General features: G+C 43.8%; 12 protein-coding genes. 6 read left to right on the top strand and 6 right to left on the bottom strand.

What is annotated here, in order from left to right:
* Window positions 1-506: 506 nt before the first annotated feature.
* The 3 genes from K429_RS0125865 to K429_RS0125875 form a co-directional block, all read right to left on the bottom strand.
* Window positions 507-1,064: an NAD(P)H-dependent oxidoreductase gene (locus K429_RS0125865; RefSeq protein ID WP_007218468.1), complete on the bottom strand. Its 558-nt coding sequence runs from the start codon at window positions 1,062-1,064 to the stop codon at window positions 507-509.
* 114 nt (window positions 1,065-1,178) lie between these two features.
* Window positions 1,179-2,345 (bottom strand): aldo/keto reductase, encoded by a 1,167-nt coding sequence (locus K429_RS0125870; protein ID WP_029328637.1) that lies wholly within the window; start codon window positions 2,343-2,345, stop codon window positions 1,179-1,181.
* A 95-nt stretch (window positions 2,346-2,440) separates the two neighbouring features.
* Window positions 2,441-3,253, bottom strand: a complete 813-nt coding sequence (locus K429_RS0125875) for an AraC family transcriptional regulator (protein ID WP_029328638.1) — start codon at window positions 3,251-3,253, stop codon at window positions 2,441-2,443.
* Between the two features lie 210 nt (window positions 3,254-3,463).
* Between K429_RS0125875 and ileS the strand changes: the two genes are divergently transcribed.
* The 5 genes from ileS to K429_RS0125900 are packed head-to-tail and all read left to right on the top strand — an operon-like array spanning window position 3,464 to window position 9,305.
* Window positions 3,464-6,889 (top strand): isoleucine--tRNA ligase, encoded by a 3,426-nt coding sequence (gene ileS / locus K429_RS0125880; protein WP_029328639.1) that lies wholly within the window; start codon window positions 3,464-3,466, stop codon window positions 6,887-6,889.
* 28 nt (window positions 6,890-6,917) lie between these two features.
* Complete coding sequence (locus K429_RS0125885; RefSeq protein ID WP_007218473.1) at window positions 6,918-7,298, top strand: TraR/DksA C4-type zinc finger protein; 381 nt, start codon at window positions 6,918-6,920, stop codon at window positions 7,296-7,298.
* Between the two features lie 2 nt (window positions 7,299-7,300).
* Window positions 7,301-7,975 carry a lipoprotein signal peptidase gene (locus tag K429_RS0125890; protein WP_029328640.1) on the top strand — a complete coding sequence of 225 codons (675 nt, stop codon included), beginning with the start codon at window positions 7,301-7,303 and terminating at the stop codon, window positions 7,973-7,975.
* Entirely contained in the window at window positions 7,972-8,958 is a 987-nt protein-coding gene (locus tag K429_RS0125895) for a DUF4296 domain-containing protein (RefSeq protein WP_029328641.1), read from the top strand. Before K429_RS0125890 ends, K429_RS0125895 begins: the two co-directional genes overlap by 4 nt.
* Window positions 8,958-9,305 carry a hypothetical protein gene (locus K429_RS0125900; protein WP_052340683.1) on the top strand — a complete coding sequence of 116 codons (348 nt, stop codon included), beginning with the start codon at window positions 8,958-8,960 and terminating at the stop codon, window positions 9,303-9,305. Before K429_RS0125895 ends, K429_RS0125900 begins: the two co-directional genes overlap by 1 nt.
* Here the strand turns inward: K429_RS0125900 and K429_RS0125905 are convergent.
* Window positions 9,256-10,017 carry an RNA methyltransferase gene (locus K429_RS0125905; RefSeq protein WP_029328643.1) on the bottom strand — a complete coding sequence of 254 codons (762 nt, stop codon included), beginning with the start codon at window positions 10,015-10,017 and terminating at the stop codon, window positions 9,256-9,258. The genes K429_RS0125900 and K429_RS0125905 overlap by 50 nt on opposite strands.
* Window positions 10,018-10,162: 145 nt before the next feature.
* Between K429_RS0125905 and K429_RS0125910 the strand changes: the two genes are divergently transcribed.
* Window positions 10,163-12,466, top strand: a complete 2,304-nt coding sequence (locus K429_RS0125910) for a BamA/TamA family outer membrane protein (RefSeq protein WP_029328644.1) — start codon at window positions 10,163-10,165, stop codon at window positions 12,464-12,466.
* A gap of 74 nt (window positions 12,467-12,540) precedes the next feature.
* On the opposite strand, the gene K429_RS0125915 is transcribed toward K429_RS0125910, so the two are convergent.
* Both K429_RS0125915 and K429_RS0125920 read right to left on the bottom strand, forming a co-directional pair.
* On the bottom strand, window positions 12,541-13,095 hold the full coding sequence (locus K429_RS0125915; RefSeq protein ID WP_007218478.1) for a DUF3332 domain-containing protein: 555 nt from the start codon (window positions 13,093-13,095) through the stop codon (window positions 12,541-12,543).
* Between the two features lie 139 nt (window positions 13,096-13,234).
* Window positions 13,235-13,669: a DoxX family protein gene (locus tag K429_RS0125920; RefSeq protein ID WP_007218479.1), complete on the bottom strand. Its 435-nt coding sequence runs from the start codon at window positions 13,667-13,669 to the stop codon at window positions 13,235-13,237.
* Window positions 13,670-13,702 lie beyond the last annotated feature (33 nt).

Raw genomic sequence — 13,702 nt, forward strand, 5'->3', positions numbered from 1 at the left:
TTTTTAATTTTTGATGAATAAATCAATTGATAAGAAGATTCTGAAATCATAACATATAAAACATTCCATTAATAACCGTAAACAGCGTTTTTAAAGAATAACCGGAACGTTTTTTAAGAACGTATCCAACGTTTATTAACAGCGCAAAAATGAGCTTTAAACCCTAACCCAAATATAAATCAACAAAAAAGGTGGCAAATCCTTGTGAGGAAATACCACCTTATTTTCTTTTTTGCCTATTATTATTCCAGATGCCAAACATCTGAAATAACTATAATCTATTTAATTTGCTAACGAGCGAACCACCTATAGTTATCCGGCAGACAGCCTATCTTACATAAAATATCTGTCAAATAAATGCACCATTTAGAGGTTTCCGAAAAAGAAAGAATAACTTTTGCCATTTTACTAAAGGTTTAGGTTTATAATAAAACTCAGCTTAAAGCTTCTACAAAGATACAACATCGTAAAGGCAAAATCAAGTGTTTTGGCTGATACTTTACACTTTACCAGCTATCTTCCGATTTATCTTTCCCGATAAGTGCCATCACCCGTTTTTTATAAAGATCCGCTGCCAGGGCAATATTCTTTTCCGCATCGGGTGTTCCCATACCATACACCACGAAAGGAGTCTGCCATACCATCCCTGCATGCACAGCACCACCCTGATAAGGACGCAAAAGTTCATCCACCGTGAAGCGATTTCTTCCTCCACTTCGGTACGCATCAAATTCAGAACCGGTAGTGGTAGCCACCAACAAAGGTTTACCGGCTACTGCCGGAGTTTTTGCCAAATAGGTAAATATCCCGTCCTGCCATTTCTTTAATAAAGATGGTGCCGACATCCAATAAAATGGGAACTGATATATCACCGCATTGGCATGAGATATAATCCGGCTCCATGCATCCATATTGAGGATATCCTCATCCGGCATCTCGTATAAATTAAAAACAGCCACATCTTCTATATCCTTTATGGCATCAAACAGGGCTTTATTGGCTTGTGAGTTTTCCATGTTGGGGTGTGCCAGAAGCACCACAACCTTTTTTAGATCTTTGTCCATACTATTGTTTTTGATGTTTTGTTTGGGTGAATAAATAATTGCGACAGGCAAAAATAAGTATAAATTGCGTAAAAACGATAGAATCGGCCAAAATAAAGTGAGTAGAATCTTTTCTCAACGTTCTACCTGCCGTTGCTGTTCGGCATTATAACGGTCTCCCACCACCGGAATGGTAGCAACTGCCTTTTCCAGCTCTTCCCACTCTTCAGGCGAAAGGGCAAATTCCAGCGTGCGCAAGTTCTCTTCCAAGTGCGACAATTTCGTCGTTCCGGGAATCGGTACGATCCACGGCGCTTTCTGCAACAACCAGCCAAGTGCTACCTGCGTCGAAGTCATGCCCCGTGTACGGCCGAAGGCTTGCAGTGTATTTACAATGCGCATATTTGCCCGCATCGCTTCCGGTTGGAAACGCGGCAAAGTCTGACGGTTGTCGTTGTTCGAATCAAAAACCGTATACTCGTTAATGCAGCCGCCCAAAAAGCCGCGATTAATCGGACTATATGGAACAAAACCAATGCCCAATTCCCGACAGGTATCAAGCACTCCGTTATCCTCCACAAGACGGTGCATCAAGTGATACTCGCTCTGAATGGCAGTGAGCGGACATACTGCATGGGCTTTACGAATAGTCTCAGGACTGACCTCACACATTCCCCAGTGTTGTACCTTGCCCTCTTTCATCAGATCGGCAATAGTCGATGCCACCTCTTCTGCTGATACATTCGGATCGGCACGGTGCTGATAGAACATCGGCAACGAATCGAGTCGGAGGCGACGGAGTGATTCCTCACAATAACGACGAATCGTCTGCGGACGGCTGTCTTGTCTACCGGTTCCCTTGCCATTGATCACTTCATGTCCGAATTTGGTGGTTACGTTGATTTTTCCTTTAAACTCAGATAAGGCTTCCCCTGCCAATTCTTCATTATTCAGCGGCCCGTAGATGATGGCTGTATCGAAAAGTGTCACCCCACGATCCACCGCTTCATGCAATAACCGGATACATTGCTTCTTGTCCGGATGCTGACTGCGGTTATAGGTCATGCCCATCACACCGAAACCGAGGGCCGAAACCTCAAAGGCTGCCTTACCGGTACCCAATACGCGATGGCCCGTAATATGTGCGGCATCAGTATCCTTGCCCGATGTTTCCGGTTGTTGTTTCGTTCCGGCGGCAAAAACGTTATCTAATCCGCCGGGCATGGCCAATGCTGCACCCGCTAATGCCGCCGTCTTAAGGAATCCGCGGCGACTGAGATTCATTTTATTCATTTCTTCCATGATTCTGATGTTTTAATGTTCGGGTGCAAATTTACGAAGAGAGCCCCGCAACAACTTTGCTACGAGGCTCAAAACATTTTGTTATAAAGCTCATCTTACCAAGATGGCGCAACTCCGTAATTTTCCTTATATATTTTGGAAAAATGCGACAAATTCTTGAAGCCTACATCAAAACAAGCCTCCGTTACTTTCTTTTTCCCCGACTTAATTAACTCATGTGCTGTTTCCAAACGTCGTTTGATAATCCATTTCTGCGGCGTAAGGTCGCTTACTTTGGCAAAGTCCCGCTTAAAGGTAGCCAAGCTACGTCCGGTATAACTCGCAATTTCTTCCATCGAGAGATCGCACATATAATTTTCATTCAGATAGTCAAGAATGTCTATTTTCCACGGTTCGACGAAATCAAACAGTGAAGCATAGAGATTATGATCAGTGTTGAGCAGGATGTAGACTCCTTCTATCATCTTCAGTTTCAGTACTTCTTCCGATGGCTTTTTGCCCGCATCGAAATAGGGAATGACCGATTCGAACAGCGACCGGATATCCGGCCTGTTGCTTGGCAGTACACGCAGGCTTACTTTTTCGCGTTTGGAATCAGTCGGGAGTTGCTGACGGTTGAGTGACTGGTAAAATTCTCTCAGAAAAGCCCTTGAAAATTTCAGCACGACAGAGCGGTACGGTTTATCATCCTCAACTTTCTTTTGTAACCACATCCGGTTGTCGCGCCGCATAAAGGCGCAGTCTCCCGGATGCAAAACGGTTTTCTTCCCCCGTTCTTCAATTTCCAGTTCTCCGGAACAGAGATAAATGAGCGTATGTTCCCTGTTCTCGTGAGCACATCCCCGGTCATCGGTGAAGTAACTTGCTATAAGCACGTTTGAGCAGTCGAATACATCTAATTGTTCCATAAATATCAGCCTTTTATTTTTTGCAAAAATAGCATATTGTATTCGTATTCTGTTTGTCTCATTCCATTTAGATATGTTTTTTTCTATTCAATAATATCTTTTCTCTAACTTTTTTGTAACTTTGCACCCTTAAAATAAGGAGGGTCGCTTTAGCACGTCTCAAAGTGCCTCCTTAATCGTTAAATTGTAAATAGTTAAATTGCAAATAAGATGGGTAAGAAGTTTGCCGAATATTCGCAGTTCGACCTCTCAAAGGTAAACGCGGAAGTGTTGAAGAAATGGGACGAGAACCAGGTTTTCGCCAAGAGTATGACAGAACGTGAAGGCTGTCCTTCTTTCGTTTTTTATGAAGGACCGCCCTCTGCCAACGGTATGCCGGGCATTCACCACGTAATGGCTCGCTCCATCAAAGATATTTTCTGCCGTTACAAAACCATGAAGGGTTTCCTGGTGAAACGTAAAGCCGGCTGGGACACACACGGACTTCCTGTGGAACTGGGTGTGGAAAAAGCAATGGGTATCACCAAGGAAGATATCGGTAAAACGATCTCCGTAGCCGACTATAACGCTGCCTGCCGCAAAGATGTGATGAAGTTCACCAAAGAATGGGAAGATCTGACTCACAAGATGGGGTATTGGGTAGACATGACCGATCCTTATATCACCTACGACAACCGCTACATCGAAACCTTGTGGTGGCTGTTGAAGCAACTCTATACAAAAGGGTATCTTTATAAAGGATACACCATACAGCCGTATTCTCCCGCTGCCGGAACAGGACTGAGCTCACACGAATTGAACCAGCCCGGTTGCTACCGTGACGTGAAGGATGTGACCTGTGTGGCACAATTCAAGATGAAGAATCCGAAGCCGGAAATGGCAGAGTGGGGAACTCCGTACTTCTTAGCATGGACCACGACTCCGTGGACATTGCCTTCAAATACCGCGCTTTGCGTAGGCCCGAAGATAGACTATGTAGCCGTACAAAGCTACAACGGATACACCGGAGAGAAAATCACCGTTGTACTTGCCAAAGCTTTGCTCTACACGCACTTCAATAAGAAAGCGGAAGACATCGCCCTGGAAGATTACAAACCGGGAGATAAGCTGATACCGTTCAAAATTGTAGGAGAATATAAAGGTCCGGAACTTGTAGGTATGGAATATGAGCAACTGATACCTTGGGTGAATCCGGGTGAAGGTGCATTCCGTGTAATCTCAGGTGACTATGTGACTACGGAGGATGGTACAGGTATCGTACATATCGCTCCGACATTCGGTGCCGACGATGCCCAGGTAGCGAAAGCCGCCGGTGTTCCACCGTTGCAACTCATCAATAAGAAAGGTGAACTCCGCCCGATGGTGGACCTGACCGGTAAGTTCTATAAATTGGACGAACTGGACGAAAACTTCGTGAAAGAACGCGTAAACGTAGACTTATATAAGGAATATGCAGGTCGTTTCGTGAAGAACGATTACGATCCGAATCTGACAGATCAGGACGAAAGTCTCGACGTAAGTCTCTGCATGATGATGAAAGCCAACAACCAGGCGTTCAAGATAGAGAAGCATGTGCACAATTATCCGCACTGCTGGCGTACGGACAAACCGGTATTGTATTATCCGTTGGATAGCTGGTTCATCCGCTCTACCGCTTGCAAAGACCGCATGATAGAGCTGAACAAGACGATCAACTGGAAACCGGAAAGCACCGGTACGGGACGTTTTGGCAAGTGGCTGGAAAATCTAAATGACTGGAACCTGAGCCGTTCACGTTACTGGGGTACTCCGCTGCCTATCTGGCGTACGGAAGACAACAGCGAGGAAATCTGCATCGGTTCGGTTGAAGAGCTTTATAATGAAATAGAGAAATCCGTAGCTGCCGGATTCATGAAGTCCAATCCTTATAAGGATAAAGGTTTCGTACCCGGTGAGTACAATGGAGAAAATTATGATAAGATAGACTTGCACCGTCCGTATGTGGATGATATCATCCTCGTATCCAAAGACGGCAAGCCCATGAAGCGTGAAGCGGACCTGATAGACGTATGGTTCGATTCCGGTGCCATGCCGTATGCACAAATCCACTATCCGTTCGAGAACAAAGAATTGCTGGATAGCCACCAGGTTTACCCCGCCGACTTTATCGCCGAAGGTGTGGACCAGACTCGCGGTTGGTTCTTTACGCTCCATGCAATTGCTTCAATGGTATTCGATACCATCTCTTACAAAGCTGTTATCTCTAACGGATTGGTACTTGACAAGAATGGTAACAAGATGTCCAAGCGTCTGGGCAATGGTGTAGATCCCTTCTCAACTATCGAGAAATACGGGTCCGACCCCTTGCGCTGGTACATGATCACCAATTCTTCTCCGTGGGATAACCTGAAATTCGACGTAGACGGTATCGAAGAAGTTCGTCGTAAATTCTTCGGTACATTATATAATACGTATTCTTTCTTCTCCCTCTACGCCAATGTAGACGGATTCGAATACAAGAAAGCTGACGTGCCGATGGCTGAACGCCCTGAAATCGACCGTTGGATACTCTCTGTACTGAATACACTGGTGAAAGAAGTGGATACTTGCTATAGCGAATACGAGCCGACAAAGGCCGGACGTCTGATATCCGACTTCGTAAATGACAACCTCTCCAACTGGTACGTTCGTCTGAACCGTAAACGTTTCTGGGGTGGTGAATTTACGCAGGATAAGTTATCTGCATACCAGACTCTGTACACTTGTCTGGAAACCGTTGCCAAATTGATGTCGCCCATCGCTCCGTTCTATGCCGACAAGCTCTATATGGACTTGGTTACCGCAACGGGACGCGACAACGTGGTATCCGTACACTTGGCTAAATTCCCCGAATATAAGGAGGACATGATAGACAAGGAACTGGAAGTCCGCATGCAAATGGCACAAGACGTAACTTCCATGGTATTGGCTTTGCGCCGCAAGGTGAACATCAAAGTACGCCAACCGCTGCAATGTATCATGATACCGGTAGTGGACGAGGAACAACGTGCCCACATCGAAGCAGTAAAAGCACTTATCATGAGCGAAGTGAACGTGAAGGATATCAAGTTCGTAGACGGTGCCGCCGGTGTGCTGGTAAAGAAAGTGAAATGTGACTTCAAGAAGATGGGACCGAAATTTGGCAAGCAAATGAAAGCCGTAGCTGCCGCTGTAGCAGAAATGTCACAGGAAGCTATTGCCGAACTGGAAAAGAACGGTTCTTATACTTTGCAACTGGATGGTACGGATGTGGTTGTGGAAGCCGCTGACGTAGAAATCTTCAGTGAAGACATTCCGGGATGGCTGGTTGCCAACGAAGGAAAGCTGACTGTTGCCCTGGATGTAACCGTAACAGAAGAACTTCGCCGCGAAGGTATTGCCCGTGAACTGGTTAACCGTATTCAGAATATCCGCAAGTCAAGCGGTTTGGAGATAACAGACAAAATAAAGATTACATTATCAAAAAATCAGCAAACAGATGATGCGGTAAACGAATATAAAGACTATATTTGTAACCAGGTTTTAGGAACCTCACTGACGCTGACCGATGAGGTGGAAAACGGCACGGAACTTAACTTTGACGATTTCTCCCTGTACGTAAGCGTTGTAAAAGAATAATAATACTAACGATTTAACACGTAAAGTTATGGCAGAAAAAACAAGATACTCGGATGCTGAATTGGAAGAATTCCGCGCCATTATTAATGAGAAGTTAGAATTGGCACAACGCGATTATGAATTGCTGAAAGCCAGTTTAACCGGAGCCGACGGTAATGATACCGACGATACGTCTCCTACGTACAAAGTTTTGGAAGAAGGTGCCAACACCTTGTCCAAAGAAGAAACGACACGCCTGGCTCAACGTCAGTTGAAGTTTATCCAGGGTTTGCAGGCCGCATTGGTACGCATCGAGAACAAAACGTATGGTATTTGCCGTGAAACAGGTAAGTTGATTCCTGCCGAACGTTTACGTGCTGTGCCCCATGCTACACTGAGCATTGAGGCCAAAAATAACGGTAAGAAGTAAGGATGAACAAATACCTCACGAAAGGTCGCATTGCGCTGCTCGTTATTTTCTCGGTATTAATTGCTGACCAGATAATCAAGATCTATGTCAAGACTCACATGTATTGGCATCAGAGCGAAAACGCCATAAAATGGCTTTATGAGAAGCTGGGCATGGTAGATGCAGAACCGCCTACATGGTTTTATATTTACTTTACCGAGAATAACGGTATGGCGTTCGGTATGGAAATATTCGGTAAGTTATTCCTTACCTTGTTCCGTATTGTTGCAGTAGGAGCGATAGGGTGGTATTTGACGAGAATAATCAAGCAGGGCTTGAAGACAGGCTATATCATATGCGTATCTCTCATTCTTACAGGAGCGTTGGGTAACATCATCGATAGTGTATTCTATGGTGTGTTGTTCAATGAGAGTACACATTCGCAGATAGCTTCATTCCTGCCGGAAGGCGGAGGATATGCTCCTTTGTTCTACGGAAAGGTGGTGGATATGTTCTATTTCCCTATCATTGATACGAACTGGCCTCAATGGATGCCGTTGGTAGGTGGGGATCATTTCATATTCTTCAGCCCGATATTCAACCTTGCCGATGCCGCTATCAGTTGTGGTATCATTGCCCTGTTATTATTTTACAGCAAATATTTAAATGACTCTTATCATGCAATAAAGAAATCATGAAAGGTCTGCGTCGAATTCAATGGTTTAGCATATTCCTGTTAGCATCTTGTTTGACAGCCTGTCAGGTGAAAAGACCGAAGGTGGTTATATCGGATGCTAAGATGGAAAATGTGCTTTATGACTACCATATAGCAAAGGCTATGGGGGAAGAAGTTCCTTATACCGATGGCTATAAAAGAGTGTTGTACATTGAATCGGTGTTTAAAAAGCATGGCATTACGCAAGCCGAATTTGACTCTTCAATGGTTTGGTTCACGCGTAATCCGGAAGTACTCACCAAGATTTATGAGAAAGTAAACGCAAGGCTGAAAGCGGAGCGGGATGCTGTCAACCATTTAATTGCCATACGTGACAATAAGCCGAAGGAAAGTCTTCCGGGTGACAGTATTGATGTATGGGCATGGCAACGTATCTATCAGCTGACAGGTATGCCGATGGACAACAAGATTACTTTCGTTTTACCCTCAGATACCAACTTTAAAGACCGCGATACTTTGCGGTGGAACGTTCGTTTCCGCTTCCACAACGGTGCGCCTGATTCCTTATATGCTCCTGTCATGGCTATGCAGATTGTCTATAAGGACAGCATAATCAGTGATATTCAGAAAGTATATAAATCGGGTATGGAAACGGTTTCCCTCTTTGCCGATACGTTGGGAGAAATCCGGGAAATACGTGGGTATATCTATTATCCTGCAGCACAGGCTACCCGTACATTGCTGACCGATCGCATTTCACTGATGCGTTATCATGCTACGGATACACTGTCGTTTGCTAAGAATGATTCTATTCAGAAAGATTCTGTTAAGACAGAGAAAATAGAACCTCAGGAACTCAAGAAAGAGGAACTGAAACCTGTGGAAGAAAAGATAAATGATAATCCGCGCAGACGTGATGCTACCCGTCCTCGTCCATCTTCGGAACCTACACTGAAGAAATTGGATAATCCGGAGCACGTTCAATTCCGTAAAGATAATCCCTGATGATCAAACGATTTGCTTCACACTTTATTTTTCTGCCCGGACATGGTTATCTCAAACAATATGTGGTAGGAGTGGAAGAAGGACAAGTCGTGTCCGCCTTTCCCTTGACAGAGGAGATTGAAGGAGTGGAATGGTTTCCCGGAGTCATTGCTTTATTAAATAATGAAGAAGATATTTTCGAAGGGTACTCCGGTATATTTCAGAAAGCAAATGAAGTATTACAGGAACTTCCGGAAGTTTTCTGCCAAGAAACGTTTCCTTCCGGAATAAATGCTTATCTACTTTATCCTTTCGATTTTACAACGATGCTGCCTGTCGGCGGAACTCGGCACAGACTACTGCGGTAGCAATTGCCACATTCAGTGACTCGGACGTTTCTCTCTCTGCGGGATAATTGGGAATATAAAGTTTGCGGTTTATGAGTTGCTCTACTTCTTTCCCGATTCCGTTGCCTTCATTACCCATCACAATCAATCCGTTGGATGATAATTTCTGTGTGTACATATTTTCTCCATCGAGGAAAGTGCCATAAACTGGTATATCCTTCAGGCTTTGAATGAGGTCGGGCAGGGAAGTATAGTGCAGTTTCACACGGGCAATGCCTCCCATGGTGGCTTGGACCGTCTTTGGATTATATACATCTACGGTGTTCGGGGAACAGAAGATATGCTCTATACCAAACCAGTCTGCCAAGCGAATGATAGTGCCCAGATTTCCCGGATCTTGTACATCGTCCAGCGCCAGGCAGAGTGAATGGCTGATAACGGAAGCATCCGTTTCATATTCCGGCTGCTCGAATACGGCAAGTACTTGCTGGGGAGTTTTCAATAAGCTGGCACGGGAAAGGTCTTCATCAGACACTTCCGAGACGTCTTCTACCGGAAGCTTGGGATGTTGCGATAACCATTCGGGCGTAGCTGCCAGAAAACGGCAGGGAAAATGTCCTAACAAATCGCCTACCAGTTTAGGACCCTCTGCCAGAAAGACTTTTTCTGTTTTACGATTCTTCTTCAGCTCCAACGAGTGGATATATTTGATGCGGTTTTTGCTCAGTGCCATAGCTTAAATGTTATCGTTTGGCAAAAGTACGTGATTATTTCTATATAATCAAAAAACGGAACACACTTCATCCGGTTTTTTATTTCGGAAAAGAAAAAATAGATTTATATTTGTAGTCAATTATGCGCAATTTATTAATTCTGGTATGAAGAAAGGCTTCCACTACGCACTACTTACTGCTGCCATACTTACATTAGCTTCCTGCTCGACCACCAAATATGTGCCGGATGGTTCATACTTGCTGGATGAAGTGCGCATACATACTGATAATAAAAATGTGAAGCCTTCTAATTTGTCCATATATGTACGGCAAAATCCGAACTCCAAATGGTTTAGTCTGATTAAAACCCAGCTGTATGTTTACAACTGGTCAGGACGTGATTCTACCCGCTGGGTGAACCGGGCTTTACGCAGGCTGGGAGATGCCCCCGTTATCTATAGTAAGGAAGAAACCGAACGTTCACGGGAGGAAATGACGAAAGCCGTTCAGAATATGGGGTACATGGGTGCTACCGTAGAGTACATTCCCAAAATCAAGAAGAAAAAGGTAAAACTGGCTTATAAAGTAAACACCGGAGAGCCGTATATTGTCCGTAGCCTGAAATATGATGTTCAGGATGAAAAAATCTGGGAATATATGCAGAAAGATTCTGCATCGACCTATTTATCCGAAGGTATGTACTTCAATGCCAACATACTGGACAGTGAACGCCAACGGATCACGGGTAACCTGCTTCGCAACGGTTATTATAAATTCAATAAAGATTATATTTCTTATACGGCAGATACGGTACGTGGCACTTATCAGGTGGATCTAACCTTGCATCTGGCACGATACAGACAGCATTCCGGTGCTGAATTGCAGGATCATCCACAGTATACGATTAATAAAGTGAATTTCATTGCGGACTATGACGTGCTGCAATCTTCAGCTCTCAGTAGTGTGGAAATCAATGATTCAATACACTATAAAGGGGTTCCCATATATTATAAAGATAAATTGTACCTGCGTCCTAAAGTTTTGACTGATAATCTGCGGATAACTCCGGGAGAACTTTACAATGAACAGGATGTGCAACGCACTTACTCCAACTTCGGACGTCTGCCGGTATTGAAATATACCAATGTACGTTTCTTCGAAACACAGGTAAATGATAGCGCAAAGCTGAATGCCTATGTTATGCTGACGAAGAACAAACATCAGTCTGTATCTTTCGAACTGGAAGGAACGAACTCTGCGGGTGATTTGGGTGCCGCAGCATCTGTATCTTTTCAGAATCGCAATGTATTCAGAGGTTCCGAAACTTTTCTGGTTAAGCTTCGCGGAGCTTACGAAGCTGTTTCCGGTTTAGGGTATAAGAATGACAACTATACGGAACTCGGTATGGAAACCAGTATAAACTTTCCCCGCTTCATGTTTCCGTTCATATCCAATGACTTTAAGCGGAAGATAAGGGCAACCACAGAATTCGGGCTGCAATATAATTATCAGATGCGTCCCGAGTTTACACGCATCGTTGCATCCGGTTCATGGAGTTATAAATGGGGTTTGCAGCGACAGCGTTCGCAGCATCGTATAGACTTGCTGGACATCAACTATTTGTATATGCCGTGGATAGAACCCGAGTTTAAAAACAATTTCCTGAACGATGAGAAGAACTATCTGCTGGAGTATAACTATAAAGACCGTTTGATTGTTCGTACCGGGTACAGCTATATCTATAACAGCGCAGGACAAGCATTGATGAACAATGCAGTGATTGGTAATTCTTATAGTATACGTTTTAACTTTGAGTCTGCGGGAAATCTCCTGTATGTGCTTTCTAAAATGAGCAACTTAAAGAAAAATGATCAGGATGAATACACTATCTTGAATATTCCGTATGCACAATATATAAAAGGTGACCTGGACTTTGCCAAAAATATCGTCATCGATAACCGTAACTCCATTGCATTTCATATTGGGGGAGGTATTGCCATTCCTTACGGAAACGCACGGATGATTCCTTTCGAGAAACGTTATTTCTCGGGTGGAGCAAACAGTGTACGCGGATGGTCGGTACGTAGTCTTGGTCCCGGTACTTTCTCCGATGAAAAAGGTAACTTCATGAACCAGTCGGGTGACATCAAGCTGGATGCCAGTATAGAATACCGCACACGTTTATTCTGGAAGTTCAGAGGTGCTTTGTTTGTAGATGCGGGAAATATTTGGACGATTCGCGAATATCAGGATCAACCGGGGGGTAAATTCAAGTTCGACCAGTTTTATAAGCAAATAGCCGTAGCTTACGGTGTGGGATTACGTCTGGATCTGGATTTCTTTGTACTTCGCTTTGATGGTGGTATGAAGGCTATTAACCCTGAAAAGGGAAAGGATCGTTATCCCATTCTGCGTCCTGACTTCGGACGTGACTTTGCTTTCCACTTTGCAGTAGGTTACCCATTCTAAAAAATCGGGAGGGGTATAAAAATCAACGGGCGAATGATTGCTCATCCGCCCGCATATTCAAATTCTTTTCTTAATTAGCGTGCAGCGTAATAAGTGTTGATCATCGTTGCCTGACGAGCAGCAGCTACGCCTTGTGCATCTAATGTCACATTCATTGCTTCACCATTCGGCAGATACATCTGTGCAGTACCATCACCGTTCATTTGCAGCAATTCAGTGCTAACACCTTCTGCAACAACATTCCAAGTGTTCAATTCTTTGTCGTAAACCAGCTCCATAGCAGTGGTTTCACCTTCTTTTGTGATAGAGTAACCGTTCTCCAATGTTTTTACGAGATAGTTTCCGTTTTCACCTTTTACTTTCTTCACATCACCCACGTTAGCCATCGGATTGGAACCGCTCCAGAATTCAATGGAGTTGATTACCAACGCATCTGCCAGATAACAAACAGGATATACGGGGATAATGTTGCAAGCCAGATAAACAAGCTCATTAACAAACTTTGTACCGATACTTTGGTTCCAATTTACCAATTTACTGTGCAGGCCGAAAGAACCGATACAAGAACTGAAAAGAAATGCGCCACAAATCATCACGGTTGCAGCCAAATTCAAATTACTCTTTTTCATAATTACTTTCTTTTGTTTTACTGAGTTTATTGATTTAACTCTTTGCTCTTTTTCTTCGGGCAAATATAAGTGCTTTTTGTGAAAAATACACTTAAATAAGAGACAAAAACAAATTTTCAGTTAAACAGCCCCAGTAAAATTAAGGCTTTTTGGGAGTTAAAGCCTTACCCAGCCAGTGGTCTACGGCAAACTTTCCAGGACCGATAATATACATCAGTACGTATACCACCAGATATATGAAAGCCAGTTCTTTGACCGCAAACGGATCGTTTCCATGAATGACAAAGAATGCCATCCCCATTGTAAATATCATCGGCAGCATTGCCAGACGGTAAAGGAAACCAATGATAAATGCCATAGAACAAGCCAATTCACCGAATATGGCTAATCCCAGGGAAAGAGGACTGCCCACACCCAGCGGATCGGGAAATACAGCGGATAACTCCTGATAATTGGACCACTTCTCGATACCATGGTTCATTAGTAACACACCAAATATAATTCTCACTATTAATAATATAGCAGACGTTGCTGCTCCATCCGGTTTAGACGGGAATAAAAATTTGTAAAGCATAGTCGTTCGTTTAAACATTTATATTTAATATAA

The organism is Bacteroides sp. 14(A), from assembly GCF_000526555.1.
Taxonomy (GTDB): Bacteria; Bacteroidota; Bacteroidia; order Bacteroidales; family Bacteroidaceae; genus Bacteroides; species Bacteroides cellulosilyticus.